This window comes from Nocardia sp. CWNU-33 (assembly GCF_046764895.1).
GTDB lineage: Bacteria > Actinomycetota > Actinomycetes > Mycobacteriales > Mycobacteriaceae > Nocardia.
Map to the genome: position 1 here is coordinate 166,089 of NZ_JBKOQN010000001.1, position 22,149 is coordinate 188,237.

General features: G+C 66.0%; 1 protein-coding gene (cut by both window edges). It reads right to left on the minus strand.

The whole window is internal to a sigma-70 family RNA polymerase sigma factor gene (locus ACLMAL_RS00570; RefSeq protein WP_411997295.1) on the minus strand: the coding sequence, 104,907 nt in all, runs 45,543 nt past the left edge and 37,215 nt past the right edge, and what appears here is coding positions 37,216-59,364, spanning codon 12,406 (complete) through codon 19,788 (complete); reading right to left, the first codon wholly in view occupies positions 22,147-22,149. Both codon boundaries (start and stop) fall beyond the window edges.

Consider the following 22,149-nt stretch of genomic DNA (forward strand, 5'->3'; position numbering starts at 1 on the left):
CCTCAGCTCGTCCAATTCCCGTACGACGTCGAGGTGTTGGCGCACCAGCCCTTCCACCAGGTCGATCTGCTGCCAACTGTCCCCGTTCTGGGGTGCGGCGCGCAGTTGCGCGAGCAGCTCGGCGATCCCCGCCGCAGTGTTGTAGTCGTAGTCCGGGGCCACGACAAGACCGCCGAGTTCCTCGTCGATCCGGTGCCACAGCTTTTGCTGCACCGCACGCTTTTCATCGAGTCTCAGCACGAAAGTCTGGAGCATCGCCCGCTTCGCTTCGGGCATCTGATCGCGAGCCTGCCCCGTGGCGTCGAAAACGATTCCTAGCGCGAACAACACCTTCGACTGTTCTTGCGGCGGGAAATCGTGTACGACAACACCGTTCCAGTCGATGACCACGAGGCGGTGGTTGTCGTTGAGGACCACATAGGTGTGTGCGTCCACGAGGCCGTTCTCCCCGGCAAGGGAATCGGTGACCACCATCAGACTGCCCGGTCCCAGGTCGGTCAGGGTTTGCGCGACGGCCGCGTGGTCAGCGAAATCCCACTGCTCGGCACCCAGCCCGACGGCCAGCTCGACGCCCGTTGACCCACTACCGTTTCGTTCCAGCAAGCGAATGTTCGGATTACCGGTGAGCGCCCTGACAACCATGGTTGCGGCGGGCATGCAGAAGCTGGGCAGCGAGCGAGGGAATTCCTCTCGCCGGTACGCCACCGCGTCGGAGATCGCCCGGTCCAGCCGTGCCACTCGTGCTTGCGCCTCCGACAGGGCGTCGGCGAGTTCCGCCAACTCGGCCTGGACGCTGCGCGCATCCACCCCGACAGGGCCCCAGCCGGGTTCGGCGGACAGCATCTGGAAGTCGGACCGGAGGCGGTGGAGGTGCAGCAACGCCTGCAGCCGCCGGGCGTTCAATTGGTGCAGTTGGTCGAGTTCTTCGGTGAGCTGCTGGTGGTGGTGCAGCGCGGTCCACAGTTGGCGCTGCGGATCGGCCTCATCGGATGACGCGGTCTTCTCGATGTCGCGCAGCGTGTCCGCCCGCACCACTGGATCCGACAGGTCCGCTCGCAGACCGACCCGTGCCGCCGCGGCTTCCGCTTCGGCGAACAGCTGTCCGCGGTCGAGCGAAATGAGATACATCAACCAGGTGTCCGCGTACCGCCGACCCGGCTCCGGCAGGCTCTCGGATTGCGGGACAACGGGATTCGAGGCGTCGTTCGAATGCACCGGCGTGCCGACCGAATCGTAGACGACGGCATACATCCGGGTGCTGTCGAACACCGCGCTGTAGCTCGGCGAGGGATAATCGGTTTCGGCGCTGAACTCGGACACCTCCCCGACATGCAGGGCGACCTTGACGAGCGTCCCATGCTGGTTGGTCACCACATAGCGGACGCGGGTGCCGTCGGGTTGCACTTCGACAACAAGTGCCGACGCCTTCGACCTCAACCCGATCAGCGTCTCGGCCAAGGATTTCGGCCCCGGCACCCGCAACAACCTGCCCCGTGCCCGCGTTTGCAGCACCGTGTCGGTCAGGCCGGCCAGGCTCGAGTTGTCGACAACATCCACCGCGTTGTAGCCGTAGATGTCGGTAATCGCCTGCAAGGCCGCGGCGCCGTCCGCGACACCCACTCCACGCGACGCGCCGTCGATATCGGCCCACGCGGGCAGCACACCGGGATCCTTCAGTCCGGCGGCCAACTCCTTCTCCAGCTTGCGTGCCTGTGCGTCGGACTCTCGCAGGCCGGCGGCGACCTCAACCAGTGTCCGCAGAGTGTGCGCCGCGTCGAGCTCGCCATTGCGCTGCAACCGGTCCGCCTGGGCTGCCATCCGCCTGCCGCGCCGCTCGGTGTCGGGCACCTCGACACCCGCCTGCGCGGCCAGCTTCCGTGCCTGCGCCGCTCGCGCAGCCCGGGCCACCAACGCGCTGGTGTGCCGACTGCTCACCACGTCCAACCGACGGCGCGCCTCGACCGCGTAGCCGTAACGCCGGACCTGGTCGATCAACGCGGACCGATGGTCGGAGTCGAGGACATTGTCCGGCGCGGCCGCCAGTCGGCGCAGCACCTCATCCACCGACAACTCGCCCGATCCGAGTATCGCCACGGCCTCGTGATAACTGCGCCGCAGACTGCCGAGTTCTACCAGAGCGGCCCGCTGCCGACGGGTCGAATCCGCCAGGCGCTGCGCTTCCGGCGGGGCGCCGATCATCCCGGCCAGACCGATGCTCGGGCGTTGTTCCAATTCGACTACCGCGTCGAGGTTTTCGTCGAACTCGATGCCCTTGATCTCGGAGTTGCTGCCCGCGGACACTCGTTGCATCCAGGCGGCGATCGCCTCGTCGCCGACGAGCCAACCGCCGTTGCGGAGGGCTTCCGGGTCAGCGCTGTCGAATACCACGACGTCGCCTTCGCGCAGCTGCGGGTTGGCCGCGGCCAGCGCCGTGGTGACTCGCATGACGCCGAAGGCGTGCGCGCCGATGGCGCCGTGATCGATCACGCCCGCGATCGCGCCCCGGCCACCGTCGCGCACCGCGGCCAGCGCCGCTTCCAATCCCCGTGCGCCCCGGCCGAACGGCTGCTCCCGCCAGCCGGCGGCCAGGCCGCCGGCGTAGGTCCGGTCGGTCATTCCGTCCATTGCCAGCTGACCGGTCAGTGGCGCCGGGTTGATCCGAGATCCATTGTCGCCCAACAGCTGCTGGAACGTCAGCTGCACTTCGCGACCGCAGACCTTGGCAGGCCTTGCCGGCGCGCCTTGTTGCGCCACCTCGGGCACGGGTGCACCGAGGAGCTCCGCGAAGCCCGTTCCGAATTTGATTGTCTGGACCGGCATTTCGGTCTCGAAGTGGTCCAGATCGATGCGATCCAGCTCGACGTGGTCGGAGTCGGCCTGATCCAACTCGACTTGATCCAGGTCGGCCTGATCCAGCCCGGTCGGCACCGATACCGGGTGCGCGCCGGTGACCGTTCCGGCCTCGGTGACCGTCAGACCAACGAAACTCAGACGAGTTCGCACCCAGATGGTCATGGTCCGGTTGCCCGGCTCACCCGATACCGATACGTGCGCGTGCCCGGAAACCTCGGTGGCGGCGGTCAGGAAGTACCGGTCGACGGCATCCATCGCGACCTCGGCCACCTGCGGCGGCGTCCCCCAATCCTGGGTCAGACGCCGGACCGCCTGCTCCAACGCGGCGACACGCTCCGGGTGACGAGCATCGAGCCGAGCCGACACCTGCACTGCCGCAGGCGCGGACACGTCCACCGGGGCCACCAGCCGCACGCTCATCTGAGCCGTGTCGGTATCGGCGAACAGATCCAGCCGGTGCACAGTGTGTCCGGATTCGTCCTGTTCGGCGCGTACTTCGGTGGCCAGGTGCAGGTCACCGTCGGTGGCATCGAGCATCGCATCGGTCACGGACGCCACCACTGCCCTGGTATCGGCGCCGACACCGGTGAGCTCGGCCAGCAGAGCACGGGTCCCGTGGAAGTCGGCGGTGGTCGCCTCGGTCGGATTCGCAGGAGCCGGGTTGTCCGGTGCGAAAATGCTGAACCAGATCACCTTGCGGTACGGATGCTGCTCGCCGGGAGCAAGCGGATATCCACCGAGTCGATCCATAGTGTCGCGGACGATGAGCCGGCCCCGGTTCCGCTCCAACTTCCGGTTCTCCACCGGCACTTCGGGTTTCGCGTCGTCCTGAGCGTCCGAGTCGCTTCCCCTCGACATGAGGCCGTCTGCCAGCGAGAGATCGAAGCCTGGCAGCGTCTCGTCACCCGCGTCCGACATACCATCTGCCAACGAGAGATCGAAGCCCGCCGGCGTCTCATCACCCTCGTCGCCGTCGATCGACTCACCCAGGCTGGCCATGAGCGCGTCGATGAACTCGTCGGTGCTGGCGTTGTCGTCCATTGCGTCGAGTTGGCTCTGCTCCGGCGGTTTCGCGTCGGCAGGCATCGGCGGCGGGAAGTGGGTGCTGGCATCGAGGACTTCCACCAGCACTCGCCCAGCGGCCCCGGTGTTCCCCGGAGTGTCGATCAGGGTCGCGCGAACCAGCACCGGACCTTCGGTGTGGTTCAACGCATTTCCGCCCCACTCGGACACAGCTAGTTCGGCGTCCTCGACCATGTTCCGCGGCAACCCGTGTTGCTTCAAGAGCGCGACCAGCCACGACCGAACCTTCGAGACCTCGGCCTCTCGGACGTCGGCACCCACTCCGACGAGTAGTTGAGCGCGCTTGCGACGACGCGGATCCAGACCGGCGGCAGGCCGCTCGAAGAACTCGATGCGGAATGTGTCACCGTCGGCGGTGGATTCGAGCTGCCAACGGTCCGCTGTCTCGGTCAATGCCCTGGTCGCCGCGATCACCGACGCGTCGGACAAGGCAGCGCCGGTGACGACGACATCGAACCGCACTTCCCGACCACCCGCGGTGCCATGCACCTGCGGCCGAACCGTCACCTGCGCCCGCGGGGTGTCGGCGAACACGGCGTCCACGACGGTCGCCAACAGCGTCACTGCGGCAGGTGGCTTCCGGGTGGACTTCGCGGGCCTGTCTTCGTCCACCGCTACCGACGACGTCTCCGCGGCAGGTGTTTTCGGGGTCGCCTCCGCGTCCGCCACTACCGACGACGTCTGCGCGGCCTGTGTGTCCACGGGGTCGGCCCAGCCGTGCCAGTACATGAAGTCGGTGCACTCGTCGAGTGTCTGCTTGCGCCGCTGTTGCCAACCCTCGCGGTCCAGTGCCCGCGGCGTCACCGCTTCGATCGCGAGCGCGGCAGCGTCGAAGCTCTTCGCCCGCACGGATGCGGGCAGATCCTCGTCGACAGTCAGCCCGACGGACGGGCGCATCTCCTCGGAATCGAGCGTGATGCCGGCATCGCGCCGGTCGAAAACCTGTCCGTGAATAAAGGATTCGTGAATCTGCTCGGCCACGAACTCGATGGCCAACGGCGTGGACAGGTCCACGCCCGCATCCCGCGCCGCCAGCGCGGCCCGCAAGGCGGTCCTGGCCTGGCTCATGTACTCCAGCTGAAAATGTTCGGGGAGGTCCGCGAACGACAGCTTCGCGATGTCGACCTGCTCGCTCTTCGGTGTGCCTGCCGGGATCTTCGTGCCGTCCGGCATCCGCCACTGCGGGGTGTATTCGTCGTCGGATACGCGGAAGGACTCCCGGAAGTTCTCGTGCAGCTGGGCGGCGATCCCGCGGCACAGCTGGTCGAACTGCGTGGCGAGGCGAACAGCGGGGTCACCCGCGGGCTGTTCGATATCGGTGCGTTCGCGTTCGACCCGACCTACATCCTCCCTCAGCGCGTACCGGTCCGACAGCATCCGAACCTCGGTGACAAAGGCTTGGACGGCGCGGTGTTCCAGGACCGCAACCTGTCGCGCAGGCAATCGCACGGCCGCGGCCACCACACCGAGGTCCCGCTGGTAGAGGAAGCGCTGCCAGATCACCCACCGCTCGGCGGCGGGCAGCTGGGCCAGCGCGGCCTGCAGCACCGCCGGTGCGACCCCGGTCAGCGGACCGGCCGATCTGCGCACCGAGGTCGGTTGGTTCGACGCGCTCGCGATCTGGCTCTCGGTGGACCCGGCAGTGCGCAGGAAGGACGCCCACACCCGCTCGGTGAACGCGTGCCGCTGTTCTTCTTCGGCCACCACCACGCCGATCTGGCTGCCCAGCCAGGAGTTGACTCGCCGTCCCTCCGGGAGGGTCCCGGCAAACGCGAGGTCGAACACCCGCTCCCGCAATCGACCCGCCACGTCGGGGTCGTTCACCTCCGTTTTCAGCCACTCCAGCACTGCCGTGTCCTGCCGGATGCGGAACTCGCGCATCGCATTCCGGTCCCCGGCCTGGGCCGCGCGCAGCAGCGCGGCACGCTGGTCGCCGTTGTCCGGGGCTACGGGCGCGGCGGCGCCGTCACCGACTCCGTTCGGGATCGGGCCGAGGTTCCCGTCGCCGTCGATCTGCGCCATCGTCGCCGCCGGCAGCAAGGCTGCCATCAACCCGTTGATGCCGGGCGGCCGACGGCGTGGCTTGCGCTCCAGCTGCGACGGAGCCCGCTGCGGCGGAATCTGCTGCGGCGATTCCAGCACCGAGTAGCCGATGAGCCCGGCCACAGCGCGGACCCGTCGTTCGACGTCCTCGCTGCTCAACCGCTGACCGTTGCGCACCTTCCTGACCGAGGCTGCCGACGTGCCTGCCATCCAGGCGACCGCGTCCTGGGTCCGTGCAGCGGGCAACCGGGGGCCGAGTTCCCCGGCAGCATCCCGGATCCGCTGCGCAACGAGCTCGTCTACATCCCGACCGGCGAGTAGATCGACGACCGCCACGACATCCACCGCGGCCGCGTCGGCCACCTGCTGCACCCGGTTCTCCTCGGGCAATTCCCGCAATGCCGCCCGCACTGCTGCGGCATCGTCGAGTTCACCTGTGGGAGCGGGGGTATCGCCGTCGCCGACACCTGCGGGTGGTTGTCCGGCCGCATGCCGGTCCACCTGTGCTGGCAAGTGTGACGGCGCCACTGCGGGAATGATTCCCCGGACGCCGCGCCCGTTGGTCGGGTCCGCATTCCAGTCGACCAAATCCTGGATGGCATCGAAAACCCTGGCCCCGTCACCGGTTTCGACCGACATCCGCCCGTCGAGCACCAGGACGACGACCGCTTCATCCACGTCGGCCGCCGCGGCGATGGCCGCGACCTGCCCCGACATCGCGCGCAACCCGGCGGGCAGGTCGCGATAGTTCAGCTGCAGCGCCGCGGCCAGCGTGCGACGGTGCGACGGGTCGTGCACCGGCCCACGCCAGGACACCACCTCTCGCACCGTCTCTGTCGAAACCCCGGCCGCGGACGCCACTTCCGACGTCGACGCCTGCGGATTCGGCGCGGCCTGCGCCGCCGGATCCACCGCCACCGTCGCCGGCAACGCCAACCCGTGCCGGCCTGCGGCATCGAGAACGCGGACAGCGACATCTCCGAGCACCGGAATGCCCTTGATCACACACAGCACCGTCTGGGTTGACACTCCAGCGTCCACCGCCACCGCACGCCACAGCGGCAGCTCGCCGAGCCGGGCAGCCCGCTCCATGCCGGGCGGCGCGCGCTCGCCCGGCAACTGACCGATGGGTCCGTCCGGGGCCACTTCGGCGACATTGATCAGGCGGCTGCCCTCGACGTACGGGATCAGCGGTTTCCCGTTGCGGCCGAATGCGATTCCGGCCACCCGGGACACGCCCATTTGCTCACGCTCGGCCAGCCACACTTCGACATCCGCACCTCTCCACTCCCGGTCGACACCGTTGACCTTCTCCCGCACCACCACTTCGCCGTCGGCGTCCAGCTCCACCTGGAATGCGTGCCACCCGGCATTACCGAATCCCATGGCGCCTGCGACGGCACCGCCCTCGTTGACCCCGCCACGCTGCACAAACTCGACAACCTCGCGCAGCGTGCCGAAACCCCGCCAATCGCCACCCAACGCCTTGGCGAAGGTCTCCTCATCCACCCCGTACAGGTTGATCAGCGGGTGGTCTGCCATCCCAGGTATCGACTGTTCACCGTTGGACACCCGCGCCACGAACTCGGCCGTCCTCTGCACCACAAACGGGGCACAGTTCATCGGGCCACCGCGCACCTCAGCCGGCACCCCGGCCGGCCAGGTATAGGTGGCGCTGCCGTCGATATCCATCAGGGTCGGATTCGCCAGGGCAGCAATCATTGCCGCCTGGATGCGGTCGCGGTCGGCCCGCGCGGATTCGCGCTCGACGAAGACGCCGAGCAAGTCGTCGAGCACCACGAACCGCTCCGCCACCGCGCGGACGTGCGAGTGCTCGGCAAGGAGACTGTCAGATGGATCCGACAACAGTTTTCGCACCCGCGCGAGCCCGAGCTCGGCACGCGGTATCCGGAGCCATCGCGACAACCGCATCTGCTCCCGGTCCCGCTTGCCGGCCAATTCCGTCAGCGTGGTATCCGAATTCACCCATTCCACGGCCCGCTTACCCAGCGTCGCGAGCAGTTCATCATTCTGCTGAACCTCGCCCTGTCGACGCTGGAGCTCCAGAGCATGGCCATCGAGCCGACGCGCCCGCGTCTGCAAACGCTCGAGCGATTGGCCCAACCGGCGACGTTCGTCGGCGACCTGGAGCAGGTCGGTCAGCCCACGATAGCGCTGCTCGGCCGTCGCTCGGTCCTCCGCCGACGCCCCCTCCAATTCTGCACGTGCCTGTCCCTGCCAGCCGCGCAACCGCTTCAGGACCGCTTCCCTCGCCCCCGGACGTAGGTGCTCGATATCCTGCGGGAATCGCATCAGATGTTCGTCGCGGAGCGCGGAATACCGTTCATTCGCCACGACGATCTGTCCATATGCCCGGCGCCGCGCGGCTTCCAGTGCGCGCACCTCTCGGATCGCCATCGCCGCGACGAGGACCTGATGGGCTTTCTCGGTCAGCGCGTCGAGGCGGCGCAGTTTCATCAGATCATCGAGGGCCGAGTGGTCGTCAGGCAACTCGGAGGTCAGCTTCTGGAGCCGCTCCAGTGTCAGGTCTGCCGGTGCCAGGTCGAGACGTACCGCCAATTCCGCACGCAGCGATGCACTCGTGCCACGCAGTCGAGCCAACGTCCCCATATCCAGCGTGACCGGGTCGACATCGAATTCTCTGGAGTGATCCAGATACAGAGAGCCCGCATGCTGTGCCACCAGGCGGTCGTGGAACCACAGCAGCCCGTCACCCATCGTGACGTCGGACATACGTTTAGTGTCGATCGGGTCCCAGATCAAGGTTTCCAGTCCGGAATCCAGCTCGGCGATCTGCCCGTCGAGCTGGACGGTTTGATCGATCACCTCGAGCAGCCCGCCGAGCTCCAGGAATCGGGTGACGAGCTCCCATTTTCGCCGCGCCCACAACGCTGACGACAGGGCATCCAAGTAGTCGGACACCGCGGCATCGTTCTCTGGTGGCTTCGGAAGCCCCCTGAACGGCGCCATTTCCGGCAGCTCGTAGCGCGACACAGTGGTCGGATCCACGTCGAGGAACGCGCCCAGCTCCAGCTGTGTCTGCAACAGCATGCCGCGCAGGCGGGCCACGTTGTCCGTGCCGGGGCGGAAATCCCCGGGCAGCACTTCGTACTTGGCACTGTCGGTCTGGTGACCACGTACCCAGAGCGGGCCGTAGTACGTCTTATTGCGCGCAAGCCGCTGCTCGGTTTCCCAGATCGCCTGGGCCGACGCCTCGAGTTGGGCGGCCTCATCGAGCAGCGGCTGAAGTTCGTCGGCCGAGGCGACGCCCTTGTCGAGCCGGGCCTGAGCGACATACAGCTTGTATTCCAACGCGCTGATCCGACGAACCTGGGTATCGAAGCTGTCGATGTTGTCGACCGTCACCACCAGATTGAGATGCCTGATCAACTCTTCTTCCGCCTCGGCCAGCGCTGCGGACTTGTCCGTTCGCCCGATCAGTTTCGCGAGCTCGCGCCGCAGCCGACTGTCTTCGACGAGCTCGGCGGGCTCTATGCCGAGCAGCTGTGCCAGATCGTCGCGTGCGCGGACGAACCGGTTGATCCACTCCTGCCGGGTATCCGAGTCCGGACGCAAGAGCTCCGCAACGTCCACCTTCCGCTGCAGGTCCGCCTCGAATGCCTCGCACATCTGAACGACGCTGTCGCGCATCGACTGGCGCAGCCGGTGGGCAGTATGACGCATCCCGGCCAAGGCATGCCCCCGGTGGCCATCGTCACGGGTGTGGCCGTTCTGGTCCAGCACATCGGGGGTGGAGTCGGCGGTATCACCAGCCGCACTGTGTGTCTCGGGCTGTGCACGCGGGTCAGGCGGTACCTGTTCGAAGTGGTGCCTGAGGCGCGCCAAACACTCGTCGTCGAATGCGGAACGTGCGGTGGCCGCCCCTTGGTCGTCGACGATGAACCGGAGTCTCCGATCCCACCTCTTTTCCCTCGGCATTTCGAGCAGACCAGCAAGGTCGTGCGCTATCCGTTCCGGCTCGGGCCCCTGCACCACGACTGCCGCACGTTTCGGGTCGGAGCCCTCATGCATTTTCAAGTAGTCCGCCGCCCGCTGCAGGCCCATTCGCAGCGCCGCCGGGGTGGCAGGCCCGCCGAGCACGACCACTGCCACTTCGTCAGCGGACTGAACGTCCCCGATCACGGCGAACTGCCGGCCGGTGTTCCCGAGATCACGCAGATCTAGTGCCGCCGCATAGACTTTCGGATTGCCTGCCAGATGCGCGTCTGCCCATTGACCGGCCTCCGCCAGCACCTGCGCCGTTGCTACCAGCTGTGCCGCACGCAGACGTCTGCCGTGGACACCCAGTTCGGCAGCTTCACGAGCGAGCATCCGCAGATTCGCCTCGTGCCGCCACTGATACGCAACTCCGTCCAGGCCGGCGATTCGCGCCGGCATGTCCCGCACCAGTGCCCATTTCACGTCATCTGGTAGCGCATCCCACCATTTCGCGATCTGCTCGGCCTCGGGGCGACTGACCTCGAGTCGCATTGCACCCCAGGCATCTTCAGCGAGTTCCCGCTCCCGGGTGGTGGGGTCGATATCACGCTCAGCGGGCGGCAGCGCGGCAGGTGCGTCGCTGGGGCCGACAGACCAACCCGCCGAATCCTGCGGCGACAGACCGCCGGGTACCTCTCGCGACTGGTCCTCTCGCGCCGCCAGCGGCGGCTGAGGGCTGTTCGTCGGCTTCTGTCCATCCGCCAGGCCGCTGCGGGCCTGGGGTGTCTTGCCCATCAGCTCGGCCGGGGAGCTCACCCCCTTGCCGGTGGTGTCGACCGCCCCATCGCCGACACCGACGGGCGGCCTGGTGGTGGACTCGGCAGGCGCTGTCGGCAAAGCCGGCAGCGCTGCGGGCAGGTCGGCCAGCAACTGGCGCACCCGTTCCAGCACGTTCGGAATCAACGGATCTGTGACATCCGGCTGTCGCTGGGCCGCAACGGTTCCCGAATCCGATTCCGCTGAGAGCACTTTCGAGAATTCATCGAAAATGCGCTGCCACCGTTCGCCCTGTACGACGGCACTCATAAACGCTGCCGGCTCTACCCCGATCGGGCCCTGCGCCGCCAATTCGCTCAGCTGCCGGGATAGTTCACGCAGTCGAGCACGACCTCGCTCGGACAGCGGTAGCCGCGGTACACCCGTCGCGGTGTGGATATTGCCGTAGAGCGAACCCACCGTGCCGCGCGGTATCGGCGGGAAGTCGTGCACCTCTATGCCCGCATAGTTGATCACGAACCGACTGCCGGCCACGGAGATCACCAGGTAACCATGGGCACGCCCGTCGGGAGCGGAGATCTCCGTCACCTCGGCGATACCACCATCGGGAATCGCCTGCTCCAATGCCTGGAAATCGGTGAACACCTCGGGCCGCGCTCCCGACGCCGCCATCATCTCGAGGTCGGACGTACCGAGCATCGCGTTGTCGCGTTCTATCGGTTCGATGTCCGGGTTACCAGTAAGTGCCGACAACGCCATCATCGTCAAGGGCCCGCCGGGGACGTAGACGAATTCCGCCGGATCCACCGGATCGAGGGCCGGCCGGCGAGCCGACAGCTCCGCTTCCAACGCCTGGTCGGCACGTGCGAAATCAGCGCTCGCCTCCTCGAGCGCTCTCCACAGCTCGCCGTTTGTCGTATGCCCCAAGGAATCCAGCGCCGAGGTTGCCGCCTCCACCCGCGCCTGCACGATGAAGTGCACCAACATCGCCTGCCACCAGGCCCGGTCCAGCTGGTGCAACTCGGCCAGGTCCTCCGAGATCTGCTGGTGCCGGCGCAGCACCTCGCGGAGTTCCTGCGCCCACCGTCGGTTCGGTTCCGGCGCGTCGGCCAGTGCCGCCAGCCGGGCGAGGACCTGGTCGCGATGCTCCGGGAGCAACTGCTCGTGCGGCACTCCCAGCGTGGTTGCCAATTGCTGGGCCCGCCGCCATTCGTGACCGCGTTCGACATGCGCGGCGTGCAGTCGGAGCACCTGAGAGACACGTTCGGCAGATCCGACGGGTTCCCACGCGGGTGGCATGTGCTCATCCGGACTCACCGGGCGCATCGGGGTACCGTCGTCGCGCACGACGATGCCGTAATAAGGCGCACCCTTGGGATCCGGGACGAATTCTTCGACGATCTCGTCGGCGAGAGCGATTTTGACAATGGTGCCCGAATAGTTGACGAGCGTGTACCGACGGTGGAACGTGTAGCCCTTCTCCACCACGGCCATCGAAGCACCCGAGGGCAGCGCCTTCAGCAGCGCAATCATCTCGTCGCCGTCCGGCAGCCGCATCAGGCGACCACGCAACCGGGCCTGCAGACGGGAATCCTCATCACTGCGGGGCCGCCTCTGCTCGGCCGATTCCACTCCGGCGGGTCCGTACAAACTCTTGACCACGCGCACCACCGCGGCAGTGTTCGGTTCTTCGTCTGCTTCCCACTCGAAGAATTCCGGCTCGCCGAGTTCGACCAGGCTCTCTTCCAGTGCCGAACCGAGCCGATACACGTTGTCGTCGGCGAGCCGTAGGTTTTCGGCGAACCGATCCAGTTCGGCCAGCTCGTCGGATTTGTCCTGCCGTTGTGTGGAATCCCAGTTCTGAATTCCGTCCCTGAGCTGATGAGCCAACGTGTCATCGCCGTTGGTGGCGATGCCGAGCGCCTGGATTCCCTTGTCCAGTTTGCTCGCCCAGTGCGTCCGCGCCAGCAGCGCCTCGTGCAGCTCGGCACTGACCGCATCCAACCAGGTGTGTGCCTGCTGCAGGTAGTGATAGCGATGCACCGCTTCGATGTGCGCGCGCCGCCGTTTACCACGGGCCGCGTCCGGATCACCTACCTGGACGACATGGTCGACAACCGGACGAGTCGCGTCCAGACCCAGCTTCGCCACGGCATCCTGGTACTTCTGTGCCGCCTCGAAACGCCAATGATCCGCTCCCCGCTGCAGCTTCGACATCATTCGCAGGAAGGCGAGTGTGGTGCGGACGATCTGCTGCCGGCCACCCTCACTCGGCCAGCTGTGGGCAAAGGGCGCCGCCGGCGGCCTTTCATATTTGTTGCGGTCGAGCCACAGTCGCATCCGCCGGGGCAATGCTCCCAGGTCCTTGACCGGACCGCGCTGCTGGGGAACCTGGCCGTCCGCCAGCTGCTGTAGCGCCGTGCCGTTCTTACCGAACGCGGCCGCATGCAGGTGTTCCACACCGGCGCCGACGTCGTGCGCCCACTGGTCCACTGCCTCTTTCCCGACGACCCAGCCGTGTTCGTCCGCACCGGGATAGGCGTTGTCGAACACCACCACCTGGCCGACGTAGTTCGCGAGCTGCGGATATCTGGCGACCAGCGCATCGTTCACCTCGACCACCAGGGCCGCGTGCGCCAGGTCGTGGCTGCCTTCCAACGCCAACGCCATCGCACCCACGTCGCCATTGCGAGCACGGACCCGGGCGATCACGTCGGTCAGACCCACCCGCCCCGACAGCAGCGACTCCGGCAGCCAGTCCGCGGCCAACCCTTGGAGGAACCGGGTACCTGACATCCCGCTGTCCACGATTTCCGGACTGTTCGGTGACGCAGGTGTCATCAGGGCGGCATGCTCCGGATCGGCCCAGATCTCCACCACGCCCTGCACCTTTGCGGCACAGTTGTTCTCCACCGGGTGGTTGTCGAAGTACTCGTAGTCGGCCGTTGCGGCGTCGACTGCGGGAGCAGTCCCCATCGCGGGCCGCCCGCCCATCGCAGCGATACCGACCTCAGCTGAATAGCCCGGGGCGTCGGCCGAGTCGGCGTGGGTCCGCGCCCCAGCGAGTTGGCGCTGCGGCAACGCCTCGACCATGGCGGTAGCGTCACCGGTTTCGGCTGGCATCCGCACATACGGAACCGTCGCGTCGGTGTGCTGCAGCGCCCGCTCGGCAAGCATCTTTCCCAGCTTGGGAATCACACGCTCCCGCAGACCGCTGATGGACTTCGGAGACTTACCCATCCGCCGCGCGAGTTCCTGGCGGTCGACGACCTGCTCAGCACCGAAGACCAGCGCGCCGTATTCCCGCTCAACCGGCGAATCCAGGCCTTTGGCAAGCTCCGCCAACAGCTTTTGCGGCGCCTGGTCCACCAATTCCCGCGCTTGTGCGGTGGTGAGCCGGATCTCGGGCTGCCGGGAGCGCGCACCGAGCTCCGCCAGCGCAGCCAGAACCTTACGGCCGGTATCGGTGTCGGCCGAAAGTTCACCGCTGATAACGCGGACAAGGGTGGACTGAGTCACCCCGGCTCGGGCCGCGATCTTCCGCTGTGATGGTGGCGTGCTCTGCTGCTGGGTCCCCTCGTGCTCGAACCCGCCGCGCAATGCCGGTGGAATGCGCCGCCCCAGTCGACGTGCGGCCGTGAGCACTTGGAGCTCCTGATCGGTGCCTTCCGGCGCTGACCTGGCGAACACATCGGCAACCGCCTGCTCGGAAACTCCAGCCAGTTGGGCGATTGCCGCATCGGTGACCTTGCTGAAATACCAGTATTCGAGATCGTCGACCGCCGCAAGAACTCGATCGATCACTTGTTCAGTAAGTTCACCACCGCCTCTGATCGCCGTACTGACGGTTGTTTGCACCACGCCGGCGTGAACAGCCACTTCTTGTTGGCTCGGCTGCCGACAGAACGTGCTTGGCACAAACCGTCCGTCGGCATGACGACCGGGGGTAAGTCTGTTCGCGAGGAATTCCGGATCAGCGGCCTTACGGAAAACAGCCGGGATCGGAGCTTTAAACCATTGCAGCGCAGCAATAACGCGCTGCTCTTCCTCGGTGTATGACGGTTCGGTCCGAGCAAGCACATCGCGAACCGCCACAGTGGACACGCCGAGCAATTTCGCAATATCGCTGGTTTCAGGTTGCCGCGCCAACTCCTCTTCGTCGAATTCAAGGAAGAGTTCAGCCATTTCGGTCGCATGCCCCGACGCGATCCGCTCCAATCTGGCACGAACAAGCTCGTGGTCGACCGCCAAAGGCTCTACGCCGAGAATTTCGGACAACTCTCGGCGTAGCACCTGAATCTGATCCAAATCGCGACCCTGGAACGGCGAAGACCAATAGCCGAGATCCGCAATCGCCGCCAGTACCCTCCGTTTGGCCGCTGTGTCGCCGGCGATCTCTCCATTGACCACCAGGCTGACCATTTTCTGCGTTACCCCGGCGGCTCTCGCGACCTGATCCTGATCGACTTGTTTCTTGAAGCTTCCAGGAACAAAACGGTCCGCTTCGTAATGCTGCGGCGTGAACCTGTTCTGCACAAAGGCCGGATCGATCGCATTCCGCATCCGAGGCCGGAGCGGATAACCGAGAATGTGTGCCGCAGCAAGCATCCGCTGCTCGGGCTCTGTATGCGACGGCGCGCGCCGGTGGAGCGCTTGCACCACATCCGAAGCCCGGTGCACGCCGGCCAAGAGCGCCACATCGGCTATCGTCGGCCGCCTCGGCAAGAGGCCGAGTCGCGTCGCCGTATCACGAACCTGCCGCCATTTCGCCACATCCGTTTCCCGACCGGCGAAAACCCGGGTCACCGTGTCTTCGGAGACGGAAGCTGCCTCGGCCAGATCCGCCGCGAACTGCTGCGGCAAACGAATTTTGGCCAGAGCGTCAGGCGGCAGTGGGAATCCGAGCTTGGTCGCAGCAGTCAGCACCGCCCGCATGACGCGCGCGCTTGCCTCCCAGCCGTTGAGGGCCTTATAAACAAAGCCCGGACCCACGTCCGCTTCCCGCGCCACCTGCGCCCAAGTGACTGCGTGTGGCGGCGCTGCCTGGAATCGGACATTCGCGGGAAGCGGTACGCCGAGCCGGTCGGCGGTCGCTACTACCGACTGTCCCACCTGTACATCGGTTTCCACACCTGCGAATACTCGACGAACCAGGTCGTACGGAACTCCCGACTCCCGCGTTACATCGGTCATATTGTTGCGACGTGCCGGTTGCGTTGGCGCAGGCGGAATCTCATCCACGAGTTCGGGAGCCGCCCGCCGTATCGCCTCGATCACACGGTCTCGTTGTTCCGGACTCACCCAATGCCCATCACGTACGTGGCGAACGACATTCTTGGATACTCGGGCCGCGTTTGCAATTTCACCGGTGCGCCACCAAATCGGTGGGTTCAGAGCCGCTTCGGGAAGCTCGAATCCGATCCGCGCGGCCGTCTCGAGGACAGCTCGCCACGTCGCGTAGGTGACGCGTTCGCCGTTGAGTAGCCGGTTGACTTCGCTGTTCGACACACCCGCCGTGCGCGCCAACCGTGTTCGAGAGGGCGGCGATGGTTGCGGGGGCGGCGGTGTCGCCACCAGCTCTTGTGGAAGCACGATACCAAGGCGGGCGGCCGCTGCGGCGACCTTCTCCCTGGTTTGAGCCGAGACTCGGTCACCCGCGAGCATGTGGCGCAGCGAGTCTCGGCTCACGCCCGCTTCTCGAGCAAGCATCGTCCATTCGAACTTGGGCGTGAATTCATGAATCGAGACCAGCTCACCGTTGCGGAACTCGAATTCGAGTTTCCGCATCGCGGCCGACACACGCTCGCGAACCACGTCGGGAACCGATCCCCCACTGGCCATCCGGAATACGGCGCGAGTTGACACTCGTGCGCGGCGCGCCACTGTGTGCACCGAAACCGGCTGCGGCAGCTTCTGCGGGCGCGCAACGTCCTCGGAAAGCTCGAAGCCGATCCGCTGCGCCGTGGCGACTACTTGCTCGTGGATCCGTCGACTGACGGCCTTCTTGTTCAGCACGAGAATGACCGTGCTGAGCGGGATACCAGAAATACGCGCCAGATCTGTCGCGGTGGCTGGCCCATCCAGCGTGAAATCGGGTGCGGCCTGCTCGATTTCGCTTTCCTGAACCTCATGCTGCTGCGAATGGTCTGCCGTCGAATCCTCGTCGACATCCGACTCGAGCGCCGCTGTATCGGGGGCAACTTCGGTGAGCCGCTCGACCAGCACCGCCATCGCATCACGCCGTGTCTTGTCGGCGGAGCCGCGGGTCAACATCATTGCCCGGCTCGCATCGAGCACCGACTCGCCATTCAAGATTGTCAGATAGCAGATCGTCTTCTGCTGGGGCGCGAGTTGCGCGATGGCATTCGCCAGCTTCGTGAGGTCGCCTGCGATTACGTGTGCGAGCTGGGGCGACAGCCGCGCCATTACCTCCGCGACCCGCCGGTCATAGTCGGGCTCTTGTTCGGGAAGCTGGCTCAACCATTCTTCGATATCGACTACCGACGGCTCGGGAACATCGAGCAGTGAGATCATCAGGAGATCCGTAACACGGGTCAACGCCGAAGCCTCGCCCGTTTCCGTGAGGTCCATGATCTCCAAGACCTGACCGCGGGACAGACCCCGCAAGAATCGGAGATTGCAATATTCCGCATTGCGGCCGGCCAGCTCAGCGACCGCACCTTGCAGCCGGGCGAGGTCGCCGCCGACGGCGTCCACCACCTCGGCAGGAAAACGCTCGGCCACCAACAGGTTCAGCAATTCGTATTGCGGACTGTTCGGTGACGGCACGTCGTGCAGCGCGATCGGGGTCGCCATTATCACGGCATCCGCCAACGCATGCATCGCGGCCTGGTTCAGGCCCTCCACCGCGGTGCCCGCCCCGAGCCTTGCAGCCAACGGACGCGATGCCTCCTCGGGCAAGCCGAACCCGATCATCCGGCGCAGCCACTCCCGATGTGCTGGGCTGAGATTGGTGTCCAGTGTCCGTGCGATCACCATGGGATGCGCCGATGCCACCGCATGGGCCCGTACCGGTGCCGCATCGGCCGCATCGGGATCGTCGCTGTTCTCGTCGGCGCGCACCCGCTCCAGGACCGCCGCGCGAATTCGTTCGATGATCCTGCGCTCTACCGCTTTGGGTGCGATATCGAGCAGCCAGTCATGGATGTTCTGCCCTTGGGGCGGGTTCCAATTGTGCTGCGCCGCAGTGGCGAGCACGTCGTCGACGGCGGCGCGCGCCAATGGCGCGGCTTGTCGATCGCCGAGCCGGGCCAGCACAGGCGGGAAGATCTGCCGCCCGAAAGTCCTCGCTAGACCATTCAACGCCTGTTCTCGGCGAGTCCGATCGATAGCCTCGCCCGCGCGCACCACGGTCAACCACGCGGCCACTTCGTCGTCGATTCGGGCGCCGATGCGGACGTTGCGGAAGTCCACGCCCGCCACCGCCGCCGACTCTCCGTTCGGCCCCAACGGCCGCGCCGCCACCCCACCTGGCAGCAACTCCATACCGCCCAGGTGCGCAACCTGATCCGGCGGTGTCCACTCCTGGAAGCGAGTCTCCACGCCGTTCTCGACCACCAGCACCCGCTGGTGTTCGGCGTCCCACTTCACGCACACCGCGTGCGCGCCGACCTCGTTCTCATTGGTGAAGCCCGCGAAACCCACCACCGCGACGACCGCACCCTTGTTCGCGAGCACACGGTGGTAGATCTCGTCCCACGAGGCGAATCCGTTCTGGTGCCAATCCGCCCCGACTACGCCCGCACCCTCCCGTGCGGCCACGCCATCCGGTCCCGCGACAAGACCCGCCAGACCGGCAGGCGGCGTCGCGCCCACTGCTGCCCACGCCGCCTGCGCGGCCTCCGGCAAACAATTCTTCGGCCCTTCGACCAGCAGGTGTTCCACCCCACCCGCCGGACGCCGATATCCGGCCGTGGCATCGGTGGACGTTTCCTGCGGGTGCCGATCGGACAGTCCGGCATGCAATGCCGCGTCGAGACGGTCGATCTCGGCGAGGGCCGAGGCGTAGTCGACTGCGGCGTCGACCATGCTGTCGGTTGTCAAGACTGCCGAGGCCATGGCGTCGAGCGCGGCATCCCGCTGTCCGGTCGCGGGATCCGTCAGGGGGCTCACCCTGTCGGACTGGGTCACCATCTGCCGGATCAACGCGATCGGCAGCGACTGCTGCTCGTCGGCCTCGGTCGCCTCGATGCCCATCTCCCGAGCCAGTTTCCTGTGCAGTTCGCGGGCGAGATCACGCTGGAGCTCGAGTCGTCGCGTGCGCAGCACGGTGGGCACGTCAGCCGTGAAATTCCAGTAAGCGTGCTTGCCGTCGGACAGCAGTCGCAGCATGCCCTCGACGTCTTCGCTGCGAGTCGCGGCTTCGTGGCGAAGACGCGCGAGGGTCGAAAGATCACTCGCGCGCAGGTCCAGCGCAGCGGCCTGTTCGGTGTGGCGCTGGTGGTTCTCGACCAGCCGGATCAACGTGCCGAGCGAGCGGCGCCGCCGGCCGCGTGCCGCGACCCGTGCGCTGTGCAACGCCGACGCGTCCTGCAGCGCCGTCGCCAACTCGTGTTCGTCTTGCGGGTAGCGGCTCAGATGATCGGTCCGCCGCGCCTCGAATGCCTGCTCCACCACCGCGACGCGGGAATGCGCCTGGCGTTGCGCTGCCTGCAGTGCGGCGATGCCCCGGATCCTCGCATCAGCGTCGAGCAGTCGCGTTATCTCCGTGATCGCCTTCGCGTGATCGCGGACATACGACCGTCTCGCCGATTCCCTCAGCTCGGGATTTGTCAGGAGTTCCCGCTGGTAACGCAGCGCAGCCACCGTAGCGTCATCCAGGGTCCGCATGTCGAGATCGAGACCAACACCATTGGCCGACAACATCCTGGGCAGCCACTCGCGGTCCGCTGCATCGAGGTCGGCGAGTCTGGCCAGATCATCGCTCAACACGACCCGAGGCGTCGGGTTCTCGGCGGCAGGTCCGAGCGCGGCCGAGATCGTCTGATCGAATTTGCTAGTGAGTACCTGCAGTCTGGCGTCGCGCTGCTCGAGTGCGTCGACCAGTGTGCGGACCGCCCGGCAATCTTCGAATCTCACGGCGAGTTCGTACTTTTCCTGCGCCTGCGGAAGATCTTCGCGTCGCATGCTCGGCGGCCACGGCTTCTTGGTCAACTGCTCCAGCTCGTAGGGGTACATGCCTTCCGGATCGGTGTCGAGCAACACCTGGAGCAGGGCGCGGAGCTCGGTGTACTCGGCTTGCACCCGTGCCATGGTCCGCGGGCCCACCCGCCGGTTCGGGCCGTAGCAGAAGACGGGAGTGATGTCCCGGTCTCGGACGATCGACATTTTCGGCACCGTGTCTCCGGCCTGCTGGATATCCCTCGCCAACCCGTTGAGGCTCTCGACCTGAGCGGCCAACACTCGGACCGAGGCAGCCGAGTCCAGTCCCTGCTCGTAGCGCGAATACGCGTCGTAGAGCGCGTCCTGCAACACGTCGATACGACGAGCCCGGGCGGTGTAGCGGTCGATCTCTTCGATCCTCTGCATCACCTCGAAGTGCCCGAGGAACTGCTCGGCCGCAACGGACATCGCCTCGGAAAGGAATAGGCGCCCCTGCAAATCGGAGAACTGCTCATGCACCCGCCGCTGGTCGGTCAAATCCTGCTCGGGAATTTCCAGCAGCGCGGCCAGCGTTCGCCGACGATCCGCGAGTTCCGCCTCGCGGGTGCGCCTCAGCTCCGATGTCGGGTCCAGCAACTGCGTGACACTGTCACCGGTGGGTGCGACCAGTTCTCGCAATTGCTTGTGCAGCTCGGCAATCCGCTCGTCGTCGTGTCGACGCAGTTCGACCAGCGCCGTCGACAGCTCGGGTACGGCGGGTTCGGGCCTGATCTTCCCGCGCAACAGCTGGGCCAGGCGTTCCCGGAACCCGGGCGCGGACGCACCGGCGCGCACCTGACCCGGATCGGACGCGCCCACAGCGAAGTCGCGCCTGCTGGTCCGCACCACGCCATCGGCGTCGGGGACTTCCACTCGCTGGCCATCGGTGTCGAGGAACATGCCGAACACCGGCTGTCCGGCCGATTCCGGCGACGGCACGACATTGGGTCGCAGTACCCCCATACCCGGGTCGCGCTTCTCGATCCGCACGGTTCCGTCCGAGTTCACCCGGCGAACCAGCCAGTAGGTGTGGCCGATATCCCCGTGCTTGCCGCTCTGATCGATGTGCGTCGGCTCGAACACCAGCAAGCCGACCTCGACTTCGGGCACGACTTTTTCGAGGTCAGCGCTGTCCGGGTCGATGCCTTGGCGCTGCGCGTCGAGCTGCTCGGCCCACGCCCGCAGTCGGGTGATGGCCGCGCCGATATCCGTGAAGGCTTGCTTGCGCCCGCCCATCACCTTCTCGATGTGCTCGACTTGCATGCCGCCCAGCCCGGCAGTGAAATCGTCGAGACCGTTCCGGCCCGTCACCGCGCCGATGTCCCAGAGTGTCAACGGAGCGCACTGGTTGTCCGCGTGTGGCCACGGCATCAGCGGGCGACGATAGGTCCCCTTGCCATCGCCATCGGTATCGAGTTCGGTACCAAACCTGGATGCTGGACCACGCACCTTCGCGAACAACCGGTGCAGCAAACCTCGGCGCACTCGTCCCCGATTCAGCTCGTGCGCCTGGTGCCAACCCACCATTGTTTTCGCGAACTCTTCGCCATCGAGTCGATGCGACATCGCGTGCACGACTCGCTCCGGAGCGATCAACGGCAACGCTGGGTCCAGCGCGCCGCCGACACTCGCCTCCGCCAGCACTTCCTTCCGCTTCCAGCCCTTTGCCGGGTCACCGTCGATGTAGACGTAAAGCGGGAGCAACGACCAATCAGCGAATGCGCTCGCCAAATCATGGCTGCGATATACACCAAAGGCAGCGTCCATTCCCACACGCATGTCGCCACCATGGTCGCTGGTATCGGGTCCAGTGATCTCGTGGTATTTATCCACCAGGTGGATGAATTCATGGTGCAAGATAGCGGCGACCAGATCTCCTGGGGACCAGCTCCAGAACTTGGCGGCGTGCACTTTTCGCAGGGTTTCCTCGGACCATTTCTGGTCCGTAAGTGTCCTTCGGTCCAACTCTATGACCGAGTAGAAATTCCGGTCCTCCTTGCCGTACTGAGTCCCACAGGAATACGCCTCTGCGGAGGCCCTGGCCCCGTCGATGGTAAACGGCAATTGAGCCTCATCGACAAAGCGAACTTCGCGAAGATTATGCCTGCCACCGTATTCCGCGATCAGCTCACGCAAGGTGCGAGCGGCGGAGGCCAAGGCCTCCACTCGAACGCCCTTGACGCCGTCACGATCCTCGACCTCCCATCCGAGCAAGCGGACATGGTGATCGCGATAGAGGTCATCGACAATCCGCTTTTTGGCCTCGACCTC